22 protein-coding genes and 4 tRNA genes are annotated in these 24064 nt (G+C 52.3%); 4 read left to right on the top strand and 22 right to left on the bottom strand.

Annotated elements, in window-relative coordinates:
• A partial coding sequence (locus ACUU1I_RS07375) for a hypothetical protein (protein WP_449144824.1) occupies positions 1-192 on the top strand: 192 nt, incomplete at its 5' end.
• On the opposite strand, the gene ACUU1I_RS07370 is transcribed toward ACUU1I_RS07375, so the two are convergent.
• The 21 genes from ACUU1I_RS07370 to trxA all read right to left on the bottom strand — a co-directional run bounded on the left by ACUU1I_RS07370 (position 158) and on the right by trxA (position 18590).
• Entirely contained in the window at positions 158-1393 is a 1236-nt protein-coding gene (locus tag ACUU1I_RS07370) for an anaerobic sulfatase maturase (protein ID WP_000941512.1), read from the bottom strand. The two genes, ACUU1I_RS07375 and ACUU1I_RS07370, sit on opposite strands and share 35 nt — an antisense overlap.
• Positions 1394-1539: 146 nt before the next feature.
• Positions 1540-1616: transfer RNA gene (locus ACUU1I_RS07365), tRNA-Pro, on the bottom strand.
• Between the two features lie 42 nt (positions 1617-1658).
• Positions 1659-1745: transfer RNA gene (locus ACUU1I_RS07360), tRNA-Leu, on the bottom strand.
• Between the two features lie 20 nt (positions 1746-1765).
• Positions 1766-1841, bottom strand: a tRNA-His gene (locus ACUU1I_RS07355).
• 58 nt (positions 1842-1899) lie between these two features.
• Positions 1900-1976 (bottom strand) — tRNA-Arg (locus ACUU1I_RS07350).
• 102 nt (positions 1977-2078) lie between these two features.
• Positions 2079-3464, bottom strand: a complete 1386-nt coding sequence (thrP, locus tag ACUU1I_RS07345) for a bifunctional threonine/serine APC transporter ThrP (protein ID WP_000774748.1) — start codon at positions 3462-3464, stop codon at positions 2079-2081.
• A 190-nt stretch (positions 3465-3654) separates the two neighbouring features.
• Positions 3655-4395 (bottom strand): lipopolysaccharide N-acetylmannosaminouronosyltransferase, encoded by a 741-nt coding sequence (gene wecG / locus ACUU1I_RS07340; RefSeq protein ID WP_001064038.1) that lies wholly within the window; start codon positions 4393-4395, stop codon positions 3655-3657.
• 2 nt (positions 4396-4397) lie between these two features.
• Positions 4398-5750, bottom strand: a complete 1353-nt coding sequence (wzyE, locus tag ACUU1I_RS07335) for an ECA oligosaccharide polymerase (protein WP_000055132.1) — start codon at positions 5748-5750, stop codon at positions 4398-4400.
• The gene (rffT, locus tag ACUU1I_RS07330) at positions 5747-6826 is read right to left on the bottom strand and encodes a TDP-N-acetylfucosamine:lipid II N-acetylfucosaminyltransferase (protein ID WP_000217212.1); all 1080 of its coding nucleotides are present in this window, start codon (positions 6824-6826) and stop codon (positions 5747-5749) included. The genes wzyE and rffT overlap by 4 nt, the downstream gene beginning before the upstream one ends.
• Positions 6823-8073: a lipid III flippase WzxE gene (gene wzxE / locus ACUU1I_RS07325; protein WP_000050251.1), complete on the bottom strand. Its 1251-nt coding sequence runs from the start codon at positions 8071-8073 to the stop codon at positions 6823-6825. The genes rffT and wzxE overlap by 4 nt, the downstream gene beginning before the upstream one ends.
• 1 nt (position 8074) lies before the next feature.
• Positions 8075-9205, bottom strand: coding sequence for a dTDP-4-amino-4,6-dideoxygalactose transaminase (gene rffA / locus ACUU1I_RS07320; RefSeq protein ID WP_000612053.1), 1131 nt, complete (start codon positions 9203-9205; stop codon positions 8075-8077).
• 4 nt (positions 9206-9209) lie between these two features.
• Positions 9210-9884, bottom strand: coding sequence for a dTDP-4-amino-4,6-dideoxy-D-galactose acyltransferase (gene rffC, locus ACUU1I_RS07315; protein WP_001145202.1), 675 nt, complete (start codon positions 9882-9884; stop codon positions 9210-9212).
• Positions 9862-10743, bottom strand: coding sequence for a glucose-1-phosphate thymidylyltransferase RfbA (gene rfbA / locus ACUU1I_RS07310; RefSeq protein WP_000676052.1), 882 nt, complete (start codon positions 10741-10743; stop codon positions 9862-9864). The genes rffC and rfbA overlap by 23 nt, the downstream gene beginning before the upstream one ends.
• A gap of 18 nt (positions 10744-10761) precedes the next feature.
• Positions 10762-11829: a dTDP-glucose 4,6-dehydratase gene (gene rffG / locus ACUU1I_RS07305; protein ID WP_001226607.1), complete on the bottom strand. Its 1068-nt coding sequence runs from the start codon at positions 11827-11829 to the stop codon at positions 10762-10764.
• On the bottom strand, positions 11829-13091 hold the full coding sequence (gene wecC / locus ACUU1I_RS07300) for a UDP-N-acetyl-D-mannosamine dehydrogenase (RefSeq protein WP_000006621.1): 1263 nt from the start codon (positions 13089-13091) through the stop codon (positions 11829-11831). The genes rffG and wecC overlap by 1 nt, the downstream gene beginning before the upstream one ends.
• Complete coding sequence (gene wecB, locus ACUU1I_RS07295) at positions 13088-14218, bottom strand: non-hydrolyzing UDP-N-acetylglucosamine 2-epimerase (RefSeq protein WP_005071662.1); 1131 nt, start codon at positions 14216-14218, stop codon at positions 13088-13090. The genes wecC and wecB overlap by 4 nt, the downstream gene beginning before the upstream one ends.
• Before the next feature lie 55 nt (positions 14219-14273).
• A complete protein-coding gene (gene wzzE / locus ACUU1I_RS07290; RefSeq protein WP_001295256.1) occupies positions 14274-15320 on the bottom strand; it encodes an ECA polysaccharide chain length modulation protein in 1047 nt (348 codons plus the stop codon).
• Positions 15321-15331: 11 nt separating this feature from the next.
• Entirely contained in the window at positions 15332-16435 is a 1104-nt protein-coding gene (gene wecA / locus ACUU1I_RS07285) for a UDP-N-acetylglucosamine--undecaprenyl-phosphate N-acetylglucosaminephosphotransferase (RefSeq protein WP_001050960.1), read from the bottom strand.
• 239 nt (positions 16436-16674) lie between these two features.
• Positions 16675-17934 (bottom strand): transcription termination factor Rho, encoded by a 1260-nt coding sequence (rho, locus tag ACUU1I_RS07280; RefSeq protein WP_001054527.1) that lies wholly within the window; start codon positions 17932-17934, stop codon positions 16675-16677.
• An 84-nt stretch (positions 17935-18018) separates the two neighbouring features.
• A complete protein-coding gene (gene rhoL, locus ACUU1I_RS07275) occupies positions 18019-18120 on the bottom strand; it encodes a rho operon leader peptide RhoL (protein ID WP_001295255.1) in 102 nt (33 codons plus the stop codon).
• A 140-nt stretch (positions 18121-18260) separates the two neighbouring features.
• A complete protein-coding gene (gene trxA / locus ACUU1I_RS07270; RefSeq protein ID WP_001280776.1) occupies positions 18261-18590 on the bottom strand; it encodes a thioredoxin TrxA in 330 nt (109 codons plus the stop codon).
• 130 nt (positions 18591-18720) lie between these two features.
• On the opposite strand from trxA, the gene rhlB reads away from it, so the two are divergent.
• Positions 18721-19986: an ATP-dependent RNA helicase RhlB gene (gene rhlB / locus ACUU1I_RS07265; protein WP_000047499.1), complete on the top strand. Its 1266-nt coding sequence runs from the start codon at positions 18721-18723 to the stop codon at positions 19984-19986.
• 133 nt (positions 19987-20119) lie between these two features.
• Positions 20120-21604 (top strand): guanosine-5'-triphosphate,3'-diphosphate diphosphatase, encoded by a 1485-nt coding sequence (gene gppA / locus ACUU1I_RS07260; RefSeq protein ID WP_000535982.1) that lies wholly within the window; start codon positions 20120-20122, stop codon positions 21602-21604.
• A 46-nt stretch (positions 21605-21650) separates the two neighbouring features.
• Here gppA and rep read toward each other — a convergent pair whose 3' ends face one another.
• Positions 21651-23672: a DNA helicase Rep gene (rep, locus tag ACUU1I_RS07255; protein ID WP_005115968.1), complete on the bottom strand. Its 2022-nt coding sequence runs from the start codon at positions 23670-23672 to the stop codon at positions 21651-21653.
• 86 nt (positions 23673-23758) lie between these two features.
• Between rep and ppiC the strand changes: the two genes are divergently transcribed.
• The gene (gene ppiC, locus ACUU1I_RS07250; RefSeq protein ID WP_001140256.1) at positions 23759-24040 is read left to right on the top strand and encodes a peptidylprolyl isomerase PpiC; all 282 of its coding nucleotides are present in this window, start codon (positions 23759-23761) and stop codon (positions 24038-24040) included.
• Positions 24041-24064 lie beyond the last annotated feature (24 nt).

Below are 24064 nucleotides of genomic sequence, written 5' to 3'. Positions count from 1 at the left end.
CTGCCACCGCACGCAAAGGCTTTGCCGGATACGATCACCCAAACCAGTATCCACAGAACGCTGCAATTTATTGAATTTGCACGATCATGTAGGCCGGATAAGGCGTTTACGCCGCATCCGGCAATCAACCGCAGGCGGCTTCCAAATGGCCGCTTTTTTACTTATTCACCACCATCAAATGTGCCTGCATAATGTCACTGGCCGGGCGACCGTGCGCCAGCAAATCAGCCATTGCTTTAAGATATGGCGGTAGATGGCGGAAATAACGCTGATACCCGGCACACAAATAATTCAGCCCCGGTTTGCCGCTGGCATCGAGCATGAAGCGGTGTTTCGGGCAGCCTCCCCAACATGCTTTTAACACGTTACAACTGCGACACTGCGCCGGTAATTGCTTAAATTTATCTTCACCAAACACCTGCTGTTGCGGGGAATCGATCATTTCTGCAATTGTTTGCTGATGCATATTCCCCAGCCGATATTGCGGATAAACATAGTGATCGCAGGCGTAAACGTCGCCGTTGTGCTCAACAATCACCGAGCGCCCACAGGTTGGCTGATGATGGCAAACCGCACCCGGCGCACCGACAAAATTGGCAAACGCCCATTCGATATTCATCACGAAAATCTTGCCGACGTCGCGTTTGATCCAGTGGTCAAAAATCGCCACCAGAAATTCACCAAATTCATCGGGGCGCACAGACCATTCCGTCAGTTCCCCCTGAATATCACCAGGCGCATGTAGTTTCAGTCCATCGCGGACAGCTGTTTCATCAGCCAGGCGCTCGACCACCGGAATAAACTGGATGAATTCGACTCCCGCATCGCACAAAAAATCATAAACCTGTAACGGTTGCTGCGCGCTGGTGCGGTTGACGCAGACCAGCACGTTATAGTCGACATGATGTTTTTGCAGGAGCGTCAGGGCACGCATCACCAGTTTATGCGTGGGTCTGCCGCCTTTGGTCACGCGATATTGATTGTGGATCTCAGCCGGACCATCCAGCGATAACCCAACAAGAAAATTATTTTCTGCCAGAAATGCACACCATTCGTCATCGAGCAGCACGCCGTTAGTCTGGAAACTGTTACTTATCTTCCTGCCAGCACCATATTTCGCCTGTAGCGCCACGGCACGGCGGTAAAACTCCAGCCCGAGTAGCGTTGGTTCGCCGCCCTGCCAGGTAAAAGCCACTTCGTTTTGCAGTTCGCTGGCGGCGATATAGTGACGGATATACGCTTCCAGCGTGTCATCGTCCATATGCGTGACTGGCTTTTCGCGGTAAAGGGATTGTTTTTCGAGATAAAAACAGTAGTCACAGTTCAGATTACAATCGGAACCGCTCGGTTTCGCCATCACATGAAAAGCACGCGTTGGAACCTGTTGCAGCATGGTCGCTCCTTGCCTGAAGTCATCCTTCAATACGTTAAGGGCGAAATCATACCGTGGGGCAATGAGTTATTACGGGCGTTTATTGCGAAGGGAGGGTGACGAAATGCACAGAAAACAAAAAACCCCGCCGAAGCGGGGTTCAAAATTGGTCGGCGAGAGAGGATTCGAACCTCCGACCCACTGGTCCCAAACCAGTTGCGCTACCAAGCTGCGCTACTCGCCGAAATACTGCTTTTTGAATTTTTAGTTCAATTCTTTAAAGTCGTGGTGCGAGGGGGGGGACTTGAACCCCCACGTCCGTAAGGACACTAACACCTGAAGCTAGCGCGTCTACCAATTCCGCCACCTTCGCATTGTCACAACTTCTAATAATGGGGTGGCTAATGGGATTCGAACCCACGACAACTGGAATCACAATCCAGGGCTCTACCAACTGAGCTATAGCCACCACTACAAATCTTGTTACGCGGTATTACTACCACCGCAGCTCAAGCGCCGGGACTAAATGGCGCGCCCGACAGGATTCGAACCTGAGACCTCTGCCTCCGGAGGGCAGCGCTCTATCCAGCTGAGCTACGGGCGCTTAGCGCCGTTGCGGGGGTGGATAATACGGACTTCCCACCCCTCTGTCTAGTCCCTTTTTAAATAAATTGCTCGTTTGGTTACGGTTTGTGCGTTTTGCTGCTTATTCCTCCAGTTTATGCGCTTTACCGTGGCGATTAAGCCCAAAAACTTTATAAATCGCCGTCACCGCCAGCATAAAGATGATGCCGACAAACAGCGACATACGCGTATCTTCATTAAAGTACATGCCGATCAAAACGCAAATCAGGAATGCCATTGTTATGTAGTTGGCCCACGGGAACAGGATTGAGCGGAACGGATGGCTGGCAATCGCCGCTTTATGTGCACGCCGAAAACGCAGCTGGCTTATCAATATCACAAACCATGGCACCATCCCCGGAAGCACGCTGGCACTGTAGACGTAGACAAACACACGCTGCGGATTGGGAATGATGTAGTTCAGGCATGAGCCAATTAGCAGAATAGCAATAGATACTGCCACACCCGCAACCGGTACGCCGTGACGGGAAACTTTTGCCATTGCCGCCGGTAACTGACGGTTTTTCGCCAGTGCGTAGAGCATACGTCCGCAACTGTACATGCCGCTGTTACAGCCAGAGAGCGCAGCCGTCAGCACCACAAAGTTGATAATGCCCGCCGCTGCGGTAATACCGATTTTGGCAAAAGTCAGTACGAACGGGCTGCCGTTGCTGCCAATTTCATTCCACGGGAAGATGGTGACGATAACGAAAATCGCGCCTACGTAGAAAATCAGGATCCGCCACAGCACTTTGCCTACGGCACTGCGCAGCGTCACCTGCGGATTCTTCGCTTCACCGGCAGTAATGCCAATCAGCTCCACGCCCTGGTAGGACGCCACCACAATACACAGAGCGGTCAGGAACCCTTTCCAGCCACCCGCAAAGAAACCGCCATGCTCTGTGAGATTGCTAAAACCAATCGACTGCCCGCCATTGCCAAAGCCAAAGAAAATCACGCCCAGGCCAATGACAATCATCACGATAATCGTGGTGACTTTGATCATCGCGAACCAGAACTCGATTTCGCCGTACAACCGCACCGCCGCCAGATTCGCCAACGCCACCAGCGCCACCGCGATCAATGCGGGTATCCACTGCGCCATCTCCGGGGACCAAAACTGGACATAAACGCCAATGGCGGTGATTTCTGAGATCCCCACCGCCATCCACATAAACCAGTAAGACCAGGCGGTGAGATAGCCAAAAAACGGGCTCATATAACGATGCGCATAAACGGCGAACGAACCGGTAACCGGTTCGAGGAACAACATTTCGCCCATTGAACGCATGATGAAAAAAACGAACAGCCCGGCGATGATATAGGCCAACAATACGGATGGCCCGGCCCATTTCAGGGTACTGGCGGCCCCCATAAACAGGCCGACGCCAATGGTGCCCCCCAGGGCGATGAGTTCGATATGTCGAGCTTCCAGCCCACGCTGTAGCTCTGGTTTGTTATCTGCCATAAATCCTCGTGTTGTGTTTGCATGCTTTCCGGTGTTACCGGTTATCGTTATGGGTACATCGAGTGTTGCGAATGTTTTCGTAATTCAGGAGAAATGGCAAATAAAGCATTAAAAATTTGAATGCTTTGTGTAATAAAAAAGCAGACAGGCGACGAAGTGACCACTCCGTCGCTTTACAAAGAGAGGAAAATCAGAGGTTGCCGGTGTAGTGCCAGCGTAAATAACGCAGCAAACGAAGCTGACGCTTAATGCGGCTCGGCTGCGAAAGCAGGCGGTAGAGCCACTCCAGTCCCAGCGTTTGCCAGATTTTCGGTGCGCGTTTTACGTGACCGGTGAAAACATCGTAAGTCCCGCCAACGCCCATATACAGCGCATCTGGATGCACCAGACGGCAGTCGCGCATGAAGATCTCCTGCTTTGGCGATCCCATCGCAACGGTGACGATTTGCGCTCCGCTGGCATGAATGCGTTCAAACAGCGCCTGACGCTGCTCGGGTTTAAAATAACCATCCTGACTGCCAACGATATTCACATTCCATTGGTTGCGCAGTTTAGCTTCAGTTTGCGCCAGCACTTCAGGTTTACCGCCCACAAGAAATACCGGCGTCCCTTCTTTGCCTGCGCGCGCCATCAGCTCTTCCCAGAGATCGGCACCGGCAACGCGGGAAACCTGCGCCTGCGGGTACTTTTTACGTACTGAACGTACAACGCTGATGCCATCCGCATATTTAAATTCGGCAGCGTTAATTAACTCCCTGACCTCGGCGTTATCTTCAATGGTCAGCATTTTTTCGGCATTAATGGCAACCAGCGTTCCCTGCTTAAGCTGCCCGTCAGCAAACAGATAATCGAGGGCATGCTGCATATCACGCCAACCAATCAACTGTAAGCCACGCAGCGTATAGGTCGGTGCCGTGGTGTTGTTATTCATTGTTATCCTTCAACCTGCGTCCGGAGCGATGATTTTGTACGTTTATGAATGAGTCCGGCGCTTTCAAAAAGCCAGTACAACAGTTTTGCGATCATCAGACATGCGCCGAAGACCACGATAAAAAAGACTACGCGTGAGACAAACGAATCCAGCCCTTCACGTGCCAGCACGATCATATTGAAGATCGCCCCAAAGCAGAAACTGTGCAATATCGCAGCCTTATAGCGATTAGTCTCGCGGTTGCCCAGCTCATACAGCCAGTCGAACCATTTGATGATCAGTCCAACCACAATCGCCCCGAGTGGGATGAACAACGCGCCGCCCATCACCACCAGTGAGCCTATAAGCGTAGGCGAGATCGCCAGTCCGGAGTGGTTATTCAGTACTTCCCAGGTAAAGTAATTGGCTGAGTTCAGCACCATACTCGGGCGCCCCGGCCACAGCCAGGAAGGGATAAAGACATAGAAATCGCGGACAATTGGAGCCAGGCCCTGGAAGTCGATGTTGTCGTAGTTCTGCAACAGCAACGCCAGATTCTCCCACGGTGAAAAGGTGTCGCGAGTGAGATAGAGAAACGTATAGAACGCTTCATCGCCGCTCACATTCATTCCATAGCGTTTTAACGCCAGCCAGAACATGCCAACAATCCCCAGCACGCCCGCCGCCGCCAGCATCCACAACGAAATCCAGCCGCGAATAATGCCAATAAACAGGAAGATAGCGAATGCGATGATGATATTGGCGCGAGTGCCGCCGACAATCATATAAGTCAGCAAGCCAAAGGCGACCGTGCTGACGAGGAAAAACAGCCACGCTTTGCTGTCCTGGCGCAGAAAGTAGACCACCAGCATCGCCGGGATGAAAAAGTAAAAGAAGCGTTTTAACGCCACGCCGGAGACTTCACTGGAAAAGATCTGACTGTAGGAGTTAAGCCGGAACAGCAAAAAGCCGTTGTGCATGAAGAAGATGCCGACGCTTACCAGCGCGATACCCATCAGGATCACCCACGTAAGATTGGTCTCCACGCGGTTCATGGTAAACAGCGGACGGCGCGGTACATCAGCAACGCGTTTGCGTAGGCGGGTTTTGTAGGTGACATAGTAAACCGCGTAGAAGCAGCCCGCAGAAAGCAACGCCTGCAACAAGATTTCTGGCGGCGCGACACCAACATCAAAGCGAAATACCAGCACGCTGGTCAGCGGGAAGCCGAAGAAAAAGGTGAGCAAAAACAGCAATGAAAAGAAGACATTGAAGTTAAAGCGCACACGGCGAAACTCAAACCAGGTCAGCGTGGCAATAAACAGCGTGCAGAGCAGCCAGACCACAAACAGGCCACTGAATTGCAGCAGACTCATGCGACCTCCCCGGCGGCAATCGCCAACGCCCGCTGCCAGCCTTGTAGATAGTTAGGGCTAAAGAAGGCAATGGTGTTTTTATCCGCCGACGCCAACTGGCGCTGCGCTTCACGCACAATATCCTCGTTGAGATCGTCGGTAGTAAACAGCACTGGCAAATGCTGTTCCGTCATATCCTGCCAGAACGGATTTTCCCTGTTAAGCACACAAGGAATGCCCGCCTGAATCAGTAAGCAAAGCGTACCAATGCCCTGCTGGCGGGCAAAAATAAAGTAACCAAGATCGCACTGACGAAGTAGCGCCAGATAGGCGTCAAATTCCAGTTTTTCGCTCAAAATTTGCAGATTTTCTTCGCTGAATAACTCCAACCCCGCCTGACGAACTTCCTCAATGTACGCTTCGTTATTAGGCGGATATCCCATCGGCACCACCACTTTTACCGTATCGCCAAATTGCTGATGAACGGCACGTAAAGCGGCGACATGCTCATTGCTGCGGTCGCCGGAGTTCCCCACCAGAATGGTCATTTTTCCTTCACGTTGCCGATCGTTCGCCATCGTATTGAGAGAAGGGTCCATCCGCGTCGGGAAGTACAGCAGTTCTCCCCGCACCTTTGGGTGCGTTTTGGCAAAAAAGCTCAAATCGCCGCGGGTGGCAAATACACAGCCGACTCGCTTTTGCGCCAGGCGACGTAGTGGGTAAAAAAGCTTATATCTCAAGCCACTGGAAAGCTCATACAGGTCTGCCCCCCAGATATGCCAGAAAAACTGGCTGGGCTTAATGCCACCACTCAGCAGAGCCAGCCACAGTGTGGGATTGAACTGACCGTGGAAAAAAAATCGCTGCTGACGGTTAGCTTTTGCTTTCGCGATGACCGCTTCCGCCAGCGATTTTTTCCCAGGGAAAAATTGCACAGAAAGCGCCGGACAGCTATCACTTAAGCCGTCGTCCTTGCCAACAACCATAAACTCGCACGCGTGCTCGCTCGTCGCGGCCAGCGCGTCATTGAAAAACCGCAAAACGGTTCGGTTATGGTGAGGGATATCCGATCCCAGTACGTGAATCAGTACAGTCATGCCCGCCTACGCCAGAGTAAAAACACGCCACAACAAAGAGAAAAATAGACGATATAAGTTGCCATATATGCCTGCGCCGCGCCCAGTGCACCATGCGCAGGGATTAGCCAGTGGGCAAATACCATCAATAAAGTGAACTGGCTGACTTCCGCCAGAATATAAAACCGCAGTGACGCTTTGGCGATCACCAGATAACCAAAGACATAAGCGCCCACTTTTAACACATCACCCACTAACTGCCAGGCAAAGAGATCGCGCATAACGGTAAATTTATTCGACAACAGCAACCAGATAGCAAAATCACGCAGCAACCAGACGGTAAAACTCGCTGCCGCCACTGCCGGTAAGACGAATTTCAGCGATTTAACCACTTCCCGGGTGATATCGCGCTTTTCCGTTAGCCGCGACAACGTGGGCAGCAAATATACGCTGAACGATGCCGTAATAAATTGCAGGTAGGCATCGGAAATACTGCTCACCCCTTGCCAGATCCCCACTTCATCCCAGCTATACTGCGCCGCCAGCAGTTTACGCATCATGATGTAAGCAACAGGCAAGGTCACCGACGTAATCAACGCCATGAGCGTAAATTTGCTCAACTGCCCTGCCAGACCGTTATCCCAGCTGGGTTTCAGATAGCTTAACGGGATGACACCACGTTTAATCAACATGATGGCGGCAGGAATTACCACCAGCGCGGGAATCAGCGCCAGACCCAGCAACGCCCCTTCATAACCGCCAAAACGGTAACTGACGTAGTACGCGAGAACGCCAATCAAGCTGCCGACAATCAGCGATAACGCATTACCTGCGGCATCGCGAAAGCCTTTCATCAGCGCCAGTAACAGGTTGCCCCAGGCGATCCCCATTTGCACCAGCGCCACTAAACGCACCAGCCCCTGATAGTCGGTATTACCAAACAATCCCTGGCTGATTGGCGCAGCTGCCAGCACAAAAACCAGCGCCATCAGCGTAGAGAAACCAAGTACCATCGCTGATGAAGTGCCGACCACGCGGCGCAGCTGTTGCGGATTATCATGGTACTGGGCAACGTATTTGGTTACACCGTTAAAGATGCCAGCCCCGGCAAGCACGCCGAGCACGGTAATCAACTGGCGGAAATTTGCCGCCAGCCCAAGCCCCGCCGGACCAAATGACACCGCCAGCAACTTACCGACCAGTAACCCGGCACCAATCTTGACCAGTGTACTGGCCGCCGTCCACAAGGACGCTTTTGCCAACGACATATCAGGAGAAGTAGTTCAACAAAGTCGCAATTACCGTACGCTGATTGACGGGCGACAGGTTGTAGAACAGCGGCAGGCGCAGCAGGCGCTCGCTCTCTTTGGTGGTGTAGCGATCTTCACCGTGGAACTCACCAAAGTGTTCCCCCGCAGGGCAACCGTGCAGCGGAATGTAATGAAACACCGCCATGATTTCCGCTTCTTTCAGAAAGTTAATCAACGCGCTCCGGTCATCAATATCCCGCAGTTTAATGTAGAACATATGCGCGTTCTGCACGCAGCCATCGGGAATCGACGGCAACTCGATACGCCCGGCTTTCGCCAGAGGCGCTAACGTATCGTAGTAGTTTTGCCACAGCGCCAGACGTTGCTGGTTGATACGATCCGCTGCTTCCAGTTGCGCCCACAGGTACGCAGCTTGCAGATCGGACATCAAATAGCTGGAGCCAATATCGCGCCAGGTATATTTATCGACCTGACCACGGAAGAACTGGCTGCGGTTAGTGCCCTTTTCACGGATGATCTCGGCTCGTTCGATTAACGCTTTATCGTTAATCAGCGTCGCGCCGCCTTCACCACCCGCCGTGTAGTTTTTGGTTTCATGGAAGCTAAAGCAGCCAATATGACCAATGGTTCCCAGTGCACGCCCTTTGTAAGTGGACATCACGCCCTGAGCGGCATCTTCCACCACAAACAAATTATGCTTTTTCGCCAACGCCATAATGGTGTCCATTTCGCAGGCCACACCCGCGTAATGGACCGGCACGATAACGCGCGTTTTGTCGGTGATCGCTGCTTCAATCAACGTTTCGTCGATGTTCATGGTGTCCGGGCGAACATCCACAAAGACGATTTTCGCGCCACGCAGCACAAAGGCATTGGCGGTGGAGACAAAGGTGTAGCTCGGCATGATCACTTCATCGCCAGGCTGGATATCGAGCAGCAGCGCCGCCATCTCCAGCGAAGCGGTGCAGGACGGCGTCAGTAACACTTTGGCGCTGCCAAAACGTTGCTCCAGCCACTGCTGGCAGCGACGGGTAAAACCGCCATCGCCACACAGTTTGCCGCTACCCATTGCCGACTGCATATAGTCGAGTTCGGTTCCCACCACCGGCGGTGCGTTAAATGGAATCATGTGATCACCTGTATAACCAGTACGCGGTGCTTTCTACATTCGCACCACTTTGTATGTATCGTTTAAGCGCGGCGGTGTTGCCCATTTGGGTCGCCACCCGCAAAGTTGTTTTACCGCGAGCATACGCCCAGTTTAGCGCCGTTTGCATCAGCTCAGCACCTGCACCGCGTCCAGCCAGCAGGCCAATTCGCGCATCTGTCGCATTGAGTTCCCGTAAAGAGACATAGCCGCGAATATCGCCGGACGCCGCACGTAGAATCAGACATTGATGATCAAAGGTGCCGCGCACGGCATTTTCAATCCACTGTGCATAAAAGCGACCGCTGGCGTCAGGCGCATACCACGGCGCACGAAAACGGCTTTGCGCAAATGCGGCGCTAGCTAACTGACGTAATGCGGGAATATCGGTCTCTTGTGCCACGACAGCACCGCTATCACTGACATTGTTCACGGGTAGCGCCAAATCAACTTCACCTTCTACCAGGGAGAATCCCAGCTGTTGCAGGGCATCCAGTTCCCCCGTATTTGATGCCGCAATTTTGGCCTGCACCCGTGACCATGGCGCTAAGGCGTCTGACGTCAGGAGCGGTGCTTCAGACGTAATGCGCACGATGGCGCTGTTAACACCAAAGAAGGCGTTTTCCCAGGTTAGTGGCTCAATACTGGCGCGGACGGGCACGAAGTAACTCCAGCAGATATTGGCCGTAGCCAGTTTTCGCTAATGAACTGGCAGCACGCTTCACACCCTCGTCATCGAGCCAGCCGTTACGCCAGGCGATCTCTTCCAGGCAGGCAATCTTAAAGCCCTGGCGTTTTTCTACTGTCTGCACAAAAGTGCTGGCCTCAATCAGGCTGTCGTGAGTGCCGGTATCCAGCCAGGCAAATCCGCGCCCGAGCAGTTCAACGGTCAGGTTGCCCGCCTCGAGGTACATCTGGTTGATGGAGGTAATCTCCAGTTCACCGCGCTCCGACGGCTTCACCTGCTTTGCGTACTCCACGACTTTACTGTCGTAGAAATAAAGCCCGGTCACCGCCCAGTTTGACTTCGGCTGTTTTGGCTTTTCTTCAAGCGAGATAGCGCGGAAATTGTCGTCAAATTCCACCACGCCAAAGCGTTCCGGGTCCATCACCTGATAGTCAAAAACCGTCGCCCCTTCCGTGCGCGCCGCAACATGACGCAGCTTCGGACTGAAGCCCTGACCGAAGAAGATGTTATCGCCCAGCACCAGACAAGAAGGTTCACCATTAAGGAAGGTTTCACCGATGATAAAGGCCTGCGCCAGACCGTCCGGGCTGGGCTGTTCGGCATATTCCAGCTGGATACCGAACTCACTACCATCGCCCAGCAGGCGCTGGAAATAACCTTTATCTTCCGGCGTAGTGATGATGAGAATTTCGCGGATACCGGCCAGCATCAGCACCGACAGCGGATAGTAAATCATTGGCTTATCGTAAATCGGCAACAGTTGCTTCGATACGCCGCGCGTAATCGGATGCAATCGGGTACCGGAACCGCCCGCCAGGATAATACCCTTCATGTTTGCCTCCGCTGAAAATTAGCCTTTCAGACCTAAACGCTCACCCTGATAGCTGCCGTCCTGCACCTGCTTCCACCAGCTTTCATTAGCCAGATACCACTGAACCGTTTTACGCATTCCACTTTCAAAGGTTTCCTGCGGCAGCCAGCCAAGTTCACGGGCAATTTTCGAAGCATCAATGGCATAACGCAGATCATGCCCCGGACGGTCAGCGACAAAGGTGATCAGGTCACGATAGTGCGCCACGCCGTGCGGCTTGTTCGAAGCCAGTTCTTCCAGCAGCTCGCAAATGGTTTCCACAACATCGAGATTCTTACGCTCGTTGTGACCACCAATATTATAGGTTTCACCGACTTTCCCGGTGGTCGCCACGCAATACAGCGCGCGGGCGTGATCTTCCACATACAGCCAGTCACGGATTTGCTGCCCGTTGCCATATACCGGCAGCGGTTTACCCGCCAGCGCGTTGAGGATCATCAGCGGGATCAGTTTTTCCGGAAAGTGGTAAGGACCGTAGTTATTCGAGCAGTTGGTGATCAGCGTCGGCAGACCGTAGGTCCGCAGCCAGGCGCGCACCAGATGGTCGCTGCTGGCTTTTGACGCGGAATAAGGGCTGCTCGGCGCATACGGCGTGGTTTCGGTGAAGAAATCATCCGTCGAGTGCAGGTCACCATATACTTCGTCGGTGGAGATATGATGAAAACGGAACGCTGATTTTTTATCTTCCGTCAGCGTATTCCAGTAAGCCCGCGCCGCTTCAAGCAATGTATAAGTCCCGACAATGTTGGTTTCAATAAACGCTGCCGGGCCGTCAATAGAACGGTCAACATGGCTTTCGGCTGCCAGATGCATGACACAGTCTGGCTGATGCTCAGTGAATACGCGTGCCAGTTCTGCCCGATCGCAGATATCAACTTTCTCAAAGGCAAAGCGCTCGCTTTGCGCGACCGGTGCCAGCGACATCAGGTTTCCGGCGTAGGTCAGCTTATCGACCACTACCACCGCATCGCTCGTTTCGTTGATGATATAACGCACCAGCGCCGAGCCAATAAACCCGGCACCACCTGTTATCAGAATTTTTCTCATCAGCGCCAGACTCCTTTGGCATCGACGACATACTGCTGATGGACATTGTCGCCATTGATAACTTTGAACTGACTATGATCGACCAGCATCACCAGCACGTCTGCCGTTGCCAGCGCCTCGTCAAGCTGCGCCAGAGTACAAAGCCCGGTCAGTTTTTTCGGCAACTGGTGGATGTTAGGCTCAACAACCAGCGTTTCGCCGCTGTGCCACTGGGCGATCAGTTCAGCGATTTCCATCGCCGGGCTTTCGCGCAGGTCATCAATATTCGGTTTAAACGCCAGACCAAAGCAGGCGATTTTCAGTTCACTGGCGCGTTTATCGGTAGCAGCAAGGCAGTCGGCAACCGCCGCTTTCACCTGATCGATAACCCAGAACGGTTTGTGATCGTTAACTTCGCGCGCGGTACGGATAAGCCGCGCCTGCTGGGGGTTCTGTGCCACGATAAACCACGGATCAACAGCAATGCAGTGACCGCCCACGCCAGGGCCAGGCTGAAGAATATTAACGCGAGGGTGACGATTCGCCAGGCGAATCAGTTCCCAGACGTTAATCCCCTGATCGGCACAAATCAGCGACAATTCATTAGCAAAAGCGATATTCACATCGCGGAAGCTGTTTTCGGTGAGCTTACACATTTCCGCCGTCCGCGAGTTAGTGACGACACACTCACCTTCGAGGAAAATTTTGTACAATTCGCTGGCGCGGGCCGAACAAACCGGCGTCATACCACCAATCACGCGATCGTTTTTAATCAGCTCGACCATAACCTGGCCCGGTAATACACGTTCCGGGCAGTAAGCAATGTTGACGTCCGCCTGCTCGCCCACCTGCTGTGGGAAAGTCAGATCCGGGCGCATCTCTGCTAACCATTCAGCCATCTTCTCGGTTGACCCCACCGGCGAGGTGGATTCAAGGATCACCAGCGCGCCTTTTTTCAGCACTGGCGCAATGGAGCGAGCAGCCGATTCAACGTAGGTCATATCTGGCTCATGATCGCCTTTAAACGGCGTAGGTACAGCAATCAGCCAGGCATCCGCTTCAACTGGCGTCGTGCTCGCTCGTAAAAAACCGCCTTCTACGGCAGTTTTTACTACGCTCGCCAAATCAGGCTCGACGATATGGATTTCGCCACGATTGATGGTATCAACCGCGTGTTGGTTGATATCGACACCAATCACCTGTTTTTGCCGTGAGGCAAACGCTGCTGCTGTAGGCAGCCCGATGTAACCCAGTCCGATAACAGAAATGGTCGCAAAACTCATAGTGATATCCGATTATTTTTTAACGCTTCCAGAATGCGAGAGCATGCCTGACCATCACCATACGGGTTATGGGCGCGGCTCATAGCTTGATATTCGTTTTCGTCTTTTAAAAGACGCGTCACTTCCTCGACAATTCGCTGCTTATCCGTGCCTACCAGACGCACCGTACCCGCCGTCACCGCTTCCGGACGCTCAGTGGTATCGCGCATCACCAGCACCGGTTTCCCCAGCGAAGGCGCTTCTTCCTGAATGCCGCCTGAGTCAGTCAAAATCAGCCAGGCGTGGTTCATCAGCCAGACAAACGGTAAATACTCCTGGGGATCGATCAGAATGACATTTTTCACATGCCCCAGAATGCGATTGACCGGCTCTCTGACGTTCGGGTTGAGATGCACCGGATAGACAATCTGGATGTCCTGGTGCGTGGTGGCGATGTCTGCCAGCGCGTGGCAGATTTCTTCAAAGCCACGACCGAAACTCTCACGCCTATGACCGGTCACCAGAATCATCTTTTTATCGGGGGCGATAAACGGGTAATTTACCGCCAGTTCTGAACGCAGCGTGTCGCTGCTCATCACCTGGTCACGCACCCATAACAGTGCATCAATGACTGTATTACCGGTAATGAAGATTCGGCTATCCGCAACGTTTTCACGCAGCAAGTTTTGCCGGGAAGTTTCGGTTGGAGAGAAGTGATACATCGCCAGATGCCCGGTCAATGTACGGTTAGCCTCTTCCGGCCACGGCGAATAGAGATCGCCCGTGCGCAGACCAGCCTCAACGTGACCAACAGGAATACGCTGATAAAACGCCGCCAGGCTGGTTGCCAGCGTCGTCGTCGTATCGCCGTGAACCAGCACGACGTCTGGTTTGAACTCGGCAAGAATAGGTTTTAGCCCTTCCAGAATCCGACAGGTTATCTCTGTCAGGCCCTGTCCTGGCTGCATTATGTTGAGATCGTAGTCAGGTACAATGGAAAAGAGTTTCAGTACCTGATCAAGCATCTCTCGATGCTGCGCAGTGACGCAAACTTTAGCCTCAAAAAAAGGATCTTTTGCCAACGCATGCACCAACGGAGCCATCTTGATGGCTTCCGGGCGCGTACCAAATACAGTCAGTACTTTCACATCGATTCTCTTCGAATAAGCGGCGAGCGCCTTTGCGCTCACCGCAGCAGTGTTGCTATTTCGAGCAACGGCGGGTTAATGCGACACCAGCCCCGATCAGCCCCCCGACAATGCCCCACATAATCATCAGGAAGGCACGACGTGGGCTATCGCGTTTTACCGGTTCTTCCGGCGTACGCAAATAGCGATAGGTCTGAAAACGCGGATCCAGGGTTGGACCAACATTCAGGGTGTTTAACATGGCTCGATTCTGATCATAGTCGAGATCAAAGGCCGGACCGACGGCCTGTAAATTTTCCAGTCGAGCCTGGAGCATTGGACGCCCAAGCAGGAACATTTCTGAATCAGGTAATTCCTCGGCAGGCACATCTGTCGCACTGCGCGAAATATTATGCTGCTCAGCAATTTTCAGCGCCTGCTCAATGCTGTTCATCCGGCGGTCGTAGATGGCTTTCGCCACCTCTTCCTGACGCTTCACCTGAGCTTTCATCTGGATGGTGCGTGCCGCCCATGCGCCTTTCAGCTCATCATTCAGATGGCTGGCTGCACGCTGGCTGGCAAAAGCAACATACTGACGTAACAGGTTATTAGCGTCAGGCGCGGTTTCGGCAATAAGCTTCACGCTGTCATTGACCGCGCGAGTAAAGTCTCCGGGGATAAACTGGATGTTGTTAATCATTTCATCCAGCAACGCCGCATCGGCTTTGCTGTTGCCCACCATCCGCTGTTTGTAATAGTCGGTTTGCAGCCAGAACTCTCTGCGGGTATCCCACGAGGCCAGTTGCATAACAAACTCTTTATAGGCTTCGTCCATGACCGATGGTTGATCGGCAGAAGCCATGTTTGAACGGACATCCAGGTTACGCAAAAATTGCTGCTGCGAGTAATATCCCCCCAGCATATTCACCGTTGGACGATCGGTAATCGCCGTCGAGCTCCACTCCTGACGAGCAAAAAAAGTATACGCCAGCGCGATTAACGCAAACGCCAGCCCCATGCCAATAATCCATAGCTTCCCAGCCCACAAGGTACGAAACAACCCACGAATATCCAGTTCATTTTCAGCGTCTTCGGCCGGTTTCCCAGGCATTGGTTGTGTCATCACATCCTCATTTATTTGGTTAAATTGGGGCTGCCACCACGATTTCTACGCAGTCTGCGTTTTACGCGCTTAATAAAGCGAGCAACTTTCCAGGCACGCTTAATGCAATATCCATAGAGGAAGAATGCTAGCAAAAAGAGCACCAGCATGACCCACTCCGGGACAAAATGAGAATATTCTGCCAGCACGCCAATGGAAGCGAGCAGTGCTGCGGCAAGGGTAATCAGCACAAACGCCTGACGGGAAGTAAACCCGGCACGCATGATCAAATGGTGAATATGCTGACGGTCAGGAGAGAATGGGCTCATGCCTTTACGCAGGCGACGGTACATAATCGCCACCATATCCATTAGCGGAATGGCGATTATCCACAAAGCGGTAACCGGGCTGATGGGATGGGTTTTGCCCTGGGTCGTTTCGAGCAGGATCCAGATAACGGTAAAACCAATCAGCGTACTGCCCGCATCACCCATAAAGACTTTGTAGCGGCGACCCAGGATACCAAGGTTAAGCATGATGTATGGCAGGATGGCGGCGATCATCGCAAAGCACCAGATTGCGAGGCTGGTTTGCCCGTCGAACCACAAAATCATACCGATTGCTGCAAACGAGACGCAGGACAACCCGCCCAGCAAGCCATCAATGCCATCAACCATGTTGAACGCATTAATGGCCGCCCAGACGGCAAATAGCGTCAGGAAGTAACCAAACGGTCCGAGCACCATCTCCCAGGAGCCAAAGATATAACCCAGGCTACTGAGATAAAGTTTGCCGAACACCATCATAACAATGCCAACAGCGGCCTGTATGGTGGCACGGATTTTTACGCTGATATCAAAACGATCATCCAGCGCGCCAATGAAAACAAGCACACCGGCACAAGCGAGATAGAGAGATGCATGCGGAATATAGTAATCGACAATTCCGAACGTGAAGCAAATCCCTGCGTAAACCGAAATCCCCCCAACGAGAGGTATCAATCCCTGGTGACGTTTGCGGAAGTTTGGTTTATCCACTAAACCGACTTTTTTTGCCACCTTACGGGCAAAAAACAGAAACAGTGTCGTGAATAAAAAAATACTGATGAGATCAGTACTCACTGTCAGTAAATTCACAATGCATGCTCTCAGAGAAAATTATTAGCAGAAGTATAACCACGAAGACCTTTATTCAGAAGGGAAAGTCCGTTCCGAACCCACCAGTACTGTGCAAAAATTAACCATTTGATATGCAAATTGCATAACATGCCAGCAAATTCCAGGAATTTTCCTAACATCGCCAGCGCGACATTAAGATTACAGATATAAAAGCAAAACGCCACGTAAACACGTGGCGTTTTTGGCATAAGACAAATTTATGAGCGTTTCATCATTTCGAAGAAATCGTCATTGGTCTTGGTCATGGCCAGTTTATTAATGAGGAATTCCATTGCATCGATTTCGCCCATCGGGTGAATGATTTTGCGCAGGATCCACATTTTCTGCAGTTCTTCCTGAGTCGTGAGCAGCTCTTCTTTACGGGTACCGGAACGGTTGTAGTCGATAGCCGGGAAGACGCGTTTTTCAGCGATCTTACGAGAGAGGTGCAGTTCCATGTTGCCTGTACCTTTAAACTCTTCGTAAATAACTTCGTCCATTTTAGAACCGGTATCGATAAGCGCCGTCGCGATAATGGTCAGGCTGCCGCCCTCTTCCACGTTACGCGCCGCACCAAAGAAGCGTTTCGGACGATGAAGGGCATTGGCGTCCACACCACCGGTCAACACTTTACCTGACGCCGGAACAACAGTGTTGTAAGCGCGCGCCAGACGAGTGATGGAGTCGAGCAGAATGATAACGTCTTTCTTGTGCTCAACCAGGCGTTTGGCCTTCTCGATCACCATTTCCGCAACCTGAACGTGGCGAGATGCGGGTTCGTCAAAGGTAGAAGCAACAACTTCACCTTTTACCAGACGCTGCATCTCGGTTACTTCTTCCGGACGTTCGTCGATCAGCAGAACCATCAGCACACAATCCGGGTGGTTGTAAGCAATGCTCTGAGCAATGTTCTGCAGCAGCATAGTTTTACCGGCTTTCGGCGGTGCCACAATCAGACCACGCTGACCACGACCGATAGGTGATGCCAGATCCAGTACGCGAGCAGTTAAATCTTCAGTAGAACCGTTACCACGTTCCATACGCAGACGAGAGTTTGCGTGCAGCGGGGTTAAGTTCTCAAAGAGGATTTTGTTGCGGGCGTTTTCAGGTTTGTCGAAGTTAACTTCGTTAACTTTCAGCAGCGCAAAATAGCGTTCACCTTCTTTCGGCGGGCGAATCTTACCAGAGATGGTATCACCAGTGCGGAGGTTGAAACGGCGGATTTGGCTAGGGGAAACGTAGATGTCATCAGGACCGGCGAGGTAGGAGCTGTCTGCGGAACGGAGGAAACCAAATCCATCCTGCAATATCTCCAGTACGCCATCACCAAAGATATCTTCGCCACTCTTTGCGTGCTGCTTCAGGATGGCAAAAATAATGTCCTGCTTACGCATGCGAGCCAGGTTTTCCAGCCCCATATTTTCGCCGAGAGTGATCAGCTCAGAAACCGGCGTATTCTTTAATTCGGTAAGATTCATAGTGGTGTGAGTTCTTAAACTTGGGGTAAATCTCGAACTTAATGTTGTGAATGGTATGGCAGGATCATCCATGCCTGTTTACGGTCATCGACTCATGTCTTTTCGCTGCCTGGTCACAGGAGAGTACGCAGAACTGAAACGACAAGACGGATTGAGTGACGAGCCAGAAATCTGTTCACTTCGCATTTAAGATAAAACGGGAAGCGTTGGAAATTACAAGATTCAAACTTAATAAGGTATGTTTAATACGAAGTCAACACTAAGTTAGCATGACTCACGCCGGGCGTCCAGTTTTTAGCGACGGGGCACCCGAACATGAAATTCCCTTACGCCAGGTTAGCGTCGAGGAACTCTTTCAACTGACCTTTAGACAGTGCGCCCACTTTGGTTGCCGCCACTTCACCGTTTTTGAACAGCAGCAGAGTCGGGATACCACGGATGCCATATTTCGGCGCAGTGCCAGGGTTTTGATCGATGTTCAGTTTTGCAACGGTCAGTTTGCCCTGATATTCGTCAGCGATTTCATCCAGAATCGGGGCGATCATTTTGCACGGACCGCACCACTCTGCCCAGAAATCGACGAGGATCGCCCCGTCCGCTTTGAGTACATCCGTGTCAAAACTGTCGTCAGTCAGGTGAATAATTTTATCGCTCATATATAACTCCACAGGAATAAGCCTGGCGTGTTGGTTTCGTTGTTGGTGTAACATTAACCAACTAAAGGTTGACTTTATTTCACCGGATACGCTTTCGTAAAGCAATAGTAAGCTGATATTCTACCACACTATGAGCAAAACACATTTAACAGAACAGAAGTTTTCCGACTTCGCCCTGCATCCGAAGGTTGTAGAAGCCCTTGAAAAAAAAGGGTTTCATAACTGTACGCCCATTCAGGCACTGGCCCTTCCGCTGACGCTGGCGGGTCGTGACGTAGCCGGGCAGGCGCAAACCGGTACCGGGAAAACGATGGCGTTTCTTACGTCAACGTTTCATTATCTTCTCTCTCATCCTGCGATTGCCGATCGCAAGGTGAATCAACCGCGTGCCTTAATTATGGCACCGACGCGTGAACTTGCCGTGCAGATCCACGCCGACGCGGAACCGCTGGCGGAAGCTACCGGCCTGAAGCTGGGCCTGGCTTACGGTGGTGATGGCTATGACAAACAGCTGAAAGTGCTGGAAAGCGGCGTTGACATTCTGATTGGCACCACGGGTCGTTTAATTGACTACGCCAAGCAGAACCACATTAACCTCGGTGCCATTCAGGTAGTGGTACTGGACGAAGCCGATCGCATGTACGATCTAGGCTTTATTAAAGATATCCGCTGGCTGTTCCGCCGTATGCCGCCTGCAAATCAGCGCCTCAACATGCTGTTCTCCGCCACGCTTTCGTACCGGGTACGTGAACTGGCGTTCGAGCAGATGAACAATGCCGAATATATTGAAGTGGAACCGGAACAGAAAACGGGCCACCGTATTAAAGAAGAGCTTTTCTACCCTTCTAACGAAGAAAAAATGCGTTTGCTGCAAACGCTGATCGAAGAAGAGTGGCCAGACAGAGCGATTATTTTCGCCAATACCAAACACCGTTGTGAAGAGATCTGGGGCCACCTGGCGGCAGATGGTCATCGTGTCGGTTTGTTGACAGGCGATGTCGCGCAGAAAAAACGTCTGCGTATTCTTGATGAATTTACCCGTGGCGATCTGGATATTCTGGTTGCCACCGACGTTGCCGCGCGTGGTTTGCATATTCCGGCAGTGACGCACGTCTTTAACTACGATTTACCCGATGACTGTGAAGATTACGTTCACCGTATTGGTCGTACAGGTCGCGCAGGCGCAAGCGGTCACTCTATCAGCCTGGCGTGTGAAGAGTATGCATTGAATTTGCCTGCTATTGAGACCTATATTGGTCACTCAATTCCGGTAAGCAAATACAATCCGGACGCATTGATGACCGATCTGCCAAAACCGCTGCGCCTCACGCGCCCGCGCACAGGCAATGGTCCGCGTCGTACTGGCGCTCCGCGTAATCGTCGTCGTTCAGGTTAAATAAAATGTCATACTCAAAATCATTCAAACTGTATCAAGATGGCAAGAGAATGAATCCCGATGAGCTTACTGTAGTAAGTGATTCGGGTGAAAGAATGCAGCCAACACAGAGACAGATTGAAGGATGAAGAGTATGGGTTCCACCTCGTCGCTGTATGCAGCCATTGATCTCGGTTCGAATAGTTTTCATATGCTGGTTGTGCGCGAGGTGGCTGGAAGCATCCAGACGCTGACGCGAATTAAACGCAAAGTGCGTCTGGCTGCTGGCCTGAATAGCGAAAATGACCTCTCTAATGAAGCAATGGAGCGCGGTTGGCAATGTCTGCGCCTGTTTGCTGAACGTCTGCAAGATATCCCTCCCTCGCAAATTCGCGTTGTCGCTACGGCGACATTACGACTTGCCGTCAATGCGGGTGATTTTATTGCCAAAGCGCAGGAAATCCTCGGTTGTCCGGTACAGGTGATCAGCGGTGAAGAGGAAGCGCGTCTGATTTATCAGGGCGTTGCTCACACCACTGGTGGTGCCGATCAGCGCCTGGTGGTGGATATAGGCGGTGCCAGTACTGAACTGGTAACCGGCACGGGTGCACAAACCACCTCGTTGTTCAGCCTGTCGATGGGCTGCGTCACCTGGCTGGAACGCTATTTTGCCGATCGTAATCTGGGGCAAGAAAATTTTGATGCTGCAGAAAAAGCGGCACGCGAAGTGTTACGTCCGGTTGCCGATGAATTACGGTATCACGGCTGGAAAGTGTGCGTTGGTGCTTCCGGCACCGTGCAGGCGTTACAGGAAATCATGATGGCACAGGGGATGGATGAACGCATTACCCTGGAAAAGTTGCAGCAATTGAAACAGCGAGCCATTCATTGCGGTCGGCTGGAGGAACTGGAGATTGACGGGCTGACGCTGGAACGTGCGTTAGTGTTCCCGAGTGGTCTGGCGATCCTGATCGCCATTTTTACCGAACTGAATATTCAGTGTATGACCCTGGCGGGCGGTGCGCTGCGTGAAGGCCTGGTCTACGGCATGTTGCATCTGGCCGTCGAGCAGGATATTCGCAGCCGTACACTGCGTAATATTCAACGCCGCTTTATGATCGATATTGATCAGGCACAGCGCGTAGCCAAAGTTGCGGCTAACTTCTTCGATCAGGTGGAAAACGAATGGCATCTTGAAGCAATAAGCCGCGATTTGCTCATCAGCGCCTGTCAGCTTCATGAAATCGGCCTGAGCGTTGACTTCAAACAAGCTCCGCAACACGCTGCTTATCTGGTGCGTAACCTGGATCTTCCCGGTTTTACCCCCGCACAGAAGAAACTGCTGGCGACGCTACTGCTCAACCAGACTAACCCGGTCGATCTCTCATCGCTGCATCAGCAAAATGCCGTACCACCGCGCGTCGCAGAACAACTCTGCCGTTTACTCCGCCTGGCTATCATTTTTGCCAGCCGTCGCCGTGACGATCTCGTGCCAGAGATGACATTACAGGCTAACCATGAACTGTTGACCTTGACGCTTCCGCAAGGTTGGCTAACCCAACATCCGCTGGGTAAAGAGATTATTGCTCAGGAAAACCAGTGGCAGAGCTATGTCCACTGGCCGCTGGAAGTGCATTAATGAGTAAGTGCCGGATGCGATGCTGACGCATCTTCTCCGGCCTTGATTATTTCCCTCGTTTTACCGCCATCATCGCTTTCAGATTCGCCAGATGGCTTTGCCCTTTCTGCATCCGTTCTTCGGCACTGACCACTTTGCGCTCCTGTTCCCAAATCAGATCATCCTGCGGCAGCTCCAGCAAAAAGCGGCTCGGCTCCGGGCGCACCAGTTCGCCGTACTGACGGCGTTCTTTACACAGCGTAAAGGTCAATTCCTTCTGGGCGCGGGTAATGCCGACATAGGCCAGCCGCCGCTCCTCATCGATATTATCTTCATCGATACTGCTCTGGTGCGGCAAAAACCCTTCTTCCATACCGACCATGTAGACATAAGGAAACTCCAGCCCTTTTGACGCATGGAGAGTCATCAGTTGCACCTGATCCAGCTCTTCTTCACTCTCACCACGCTCCATCATGTCGCGTAAAGTAAAGCGCGTCACCACCTGGGTGAGCGTCATCGGCTCATCCAGTTCGCTGCCTTCCAGCATCTCCGTCATCCAGCTAAACAGTTGGTTGACGTTCTTCATGCGCATTTCGGCAGCTTTCGGGCTGGGCGATGTTTCGTACAGCCAGGATTCATAATCCATGCCGTGGATCAGATCGCGCACCGCGGCAATCGGCTCCCGCTCCGCCAGACGCTGGATTTCTGCCAACCAGTGAGTGAAGCGGGTCAATGCTTCATAACCACGTCCGCTAAGCGTCTGACTCAGGCCCATATCAAAGCTGGCGGTAAACATGCTTTTATTGCGCGTCATCGCCCACTCACCCAGCTTTTTCAGCGTCGCCGGGCCAATCTCTCGCTTCGGCGTGTTAACGATACGCAGAAATGCGCTGTCATCGTCCGGGTTAGTCAGCACGCGCAGATAAGCCAGCAAGTCCTTGATTTCAGGACGAGAGAAAAACGACGTACCACCAGAAATTTTGTACGGGATGCGGTTTTGCATCAGGAATTTTTCAAACACCCGCGACTGATGGTTACCGCGATAAAGAATAGCGTAATCTTTGTACTGCGTTTTATTGACGAAGTGATGCGCAATCAGTTCACCAGTGACGCGCTCGGCTTCATGTTCTTCGTTATTCGCGCTTAAAACTTTTAGCTCTGTGCCGTAACCCAGTTCGGAGAACAGACGCTTTTCAAAGACGTGCGGGTTATTGGCGATCAGGATGTTCGCCGCTTTCAAAATACGTCCGGAAGAGCGGTAGTTCTGCTCAAGCTTAATCACCTTCAGCGCCGGAAAATCCTGGCTCAGCAGCACCAGGTTTTGCGGACGTGCGCCGCGCCAGGAGTAGATCGACTGGTCATCGTCACCCACCACGGTAAAGCGCGCGCGGCTGCCCACCAGCAGTTTCACCAGTTCATACTGGCTGGTGTTGGTGTCCTGATATTCGTCCACCAGCAGGTAGCGAATTTTGTTCTGCCAGCGCTCGCGGACTTCTTCATTGCGTTGCAGAAGTAGCGTCGGCAATAAAATCAGATCATCGAAGTCGAGCACATTACAGGCTTTCAGGTGTGCATCATACAGCCCATAACAATGGGCAAAAATACGGTCCCGCTCGCCAATCGCACTGGCTGCCGCCTGGGACGGTGTTTTGAGATCGTTCTTCCAGTTAGAGATGGTCGAAATCAACTGTTGCAGGAGAACTTTGTCATCTTCAATCAGCCCTTCGGTCAACTCTTTGAGCAACGCCAGCTGATCGGTATCGTCAAACAGCGAAAAGTTCGCCTTCATCCCCAGCGCCGCATACTCACGCTTGATGATATCCAGCCCCAGCGTGTGGAAGGTTGAGATCATCAGCCCACGCGCCTCTTTGCGACCCAGCGTCTGTCCGACACGCTCTTTCATCTCGCGCGCCGCCTTATTGGTAAAGGTCACCGCCGCGATATGTCGCGCCTGATAACCGCACCCGCGGATCAGATGGGCGATTTTATTGGTGATAACACGAGTTTTACCGGAACCCGCACCCGCCAGCACCAGGCAGGGGCCGGTAACGAATTCGACAGCTTGTTGTTGGCCGGGGTTTAGACGCATAGGAAAATCGCTCAATGAAAGTCGGGAGGGGAAAATAACAGCGTGGTAGTATAGCCAGCCTCATCCTTACCACTCAAGGCACGATCATGGCAAAAACAGCAGCAGCACTGCATATCCTTGTAAAAGAAGAGAAACTGGCTCTGGATCTTCTCGTGCAGATTAAGAACGGTGCCGATTTCGGCAAGCTGGCGAAGAAACACTCCATTTGCCCATCAGGCAAACGCGGCGGTGATTTAGGTGAATTCCGCCAGGGTCAGATGGTTCCGGCGTTCGATAAAGTTGTGTTCTCTTGTCCGGTACTGGAGCCAACCGGCCCGCTGCACACCCAGTTCGGTTACCACATCATTAAGGTGCTGTACCGTAACTAATAGCAAGGCCTTCTCCGGGAGAAG

It is taken from the genome of Shigella sp. SIG3 (genome assembly GCF_053555855.1).
The sequence above is the reverse complement of the archived record's forward strand: the minus strand, read 5'-3'. Positions and strand labels throughout refer to the sequence as shown.

What these genes read in the sequence shown, in the direction of transcription:
- rfbA (WP_000676052.1), bottom strand. Translation starts at nt 10,743, where the DNA reads ATGAAGGGTATTATCCTGGCGGGCGGTTCCGGTACCCGATTGCATCCG.
- trxA (WP_001280776.1), bottom strand. Translation starts at nt 18,590, where the DNA reads ATGAGCGATAAAATTATTCACCTGACTGACGACAGTTTTGACACGGAT.
- rffT (WP_000217212.1), bottom strand. Translation starts at nt 6,826, where the DNA reads ATGACTGTACTGATTCACGTACTGGGATCGGATATCCCTCACCATAAC.
- rffA (WP_000612053.1), bottom strand. Translation starts at nt 9,205, where the DNA reads ATGATTCCATTTAACGCACCGCCGGTGGTGGGAACCGAACTCGACTAT.
- ACUU1I_RS07370 (WP_000941512.1), bottom strand. Translation starts at nt 1,393, where the DNA reads ATGCTGCAACAGGTTCCAACGCGTGCTTTTCATGTGATGGCGAAACCG.
- rhoL (WP_001295255.1), bottom strand. Translation starts at nt 18,120, where the DNA reads ATGCGAAGTGAACAGATTTCTGGCTCGTCACTCAATCCGTCTTGTCGT.
- wecC (WP_000006621.1), bottom strand. Translation starts at nt 13,091, where the DNA reads ATGAGTTTTGCGACCATTTCTGTTATCGGACTGGGTTACATCGGGCTG.
- rep (WP_005115968.1), bottom strand. Translation starts at nt 23,672, where the DNA reads ATGCGTCTAAACCCCGGCCAACAACAAGCTGTCGAATTCGTTACCGGC.
- wzyE (WP_000055132.1), bottom strand. Translation starts at nt 5,750, where the DNA reads ATGAGTCTGCTGCAATTCAGTGGCCTGTTTGTGGTCTGGCTGCTCTGC.
- gppA (WP_000535982.1), top strand. Translation starts at nt 20,120, where the DNA reads ATGGGTTCCACCTCGTCGCTGTATGCAGCCATTGATCTCGGTTCGAAT.
- wzzE (WP_001295256.1), bottom strand. Translation starts at nt 15,320, where the DNA reads ATGACACAACCAATGCCTGGGAAACCGGCCGAAGACGCTGAAAATGAA.
- rhlB (WP_000047499.1), top strand. Translation starts at nt 18,721, where the DNA reads ATGAGCAAAACACATTTAACAGAACAGAAGTTTTCCGACTTCGCCCTG.
- rffG (WP_001226607.1), bottom strand. Translation starts at nt 11,829, where the DNA reads ATGAGAAAAATTCTGATAACAGGTGGTGCCGGGTTTATTGGCTCGGCG.
- rho (WP_001054527.1), bottom strand. Translation starts at nt 17,934, where the DNA reads ATGAATCTTACCGAATTAAAGAATACGCCGGTTTCTGAGCTGATCACT.
- wzxE (WP_000050251.1), bottom strand. Translation starts at nt 8,073, where the DNA reads ATGTCGTTGGCAAAAGCGTCCTTGTGGACGGCGGCCAGTACACTGGTC.
- thrP (WP_000774748.1), bottom strand. Translation starts at nt 3,464, where the DNA reads ATGGCAGATAACAAACCAGAGCTACAGCGTGGGCTGGAAGCTCGACAT.
- wecG (WP_001064038.1), bottom strand. Translation starts at nt 4,395, where the DNA reads ATGAATAACAACACCACGGCACCGACCTATACGCTGCGTGGCTTACAG.
- ppiC (WP_001140256.1), top strand. Translation starts at nt 23,759, where the DNA reads ATGGCAAAAACAGCAGCAGCACTGCATATCCTTGTAAAAGAAGAGAAA.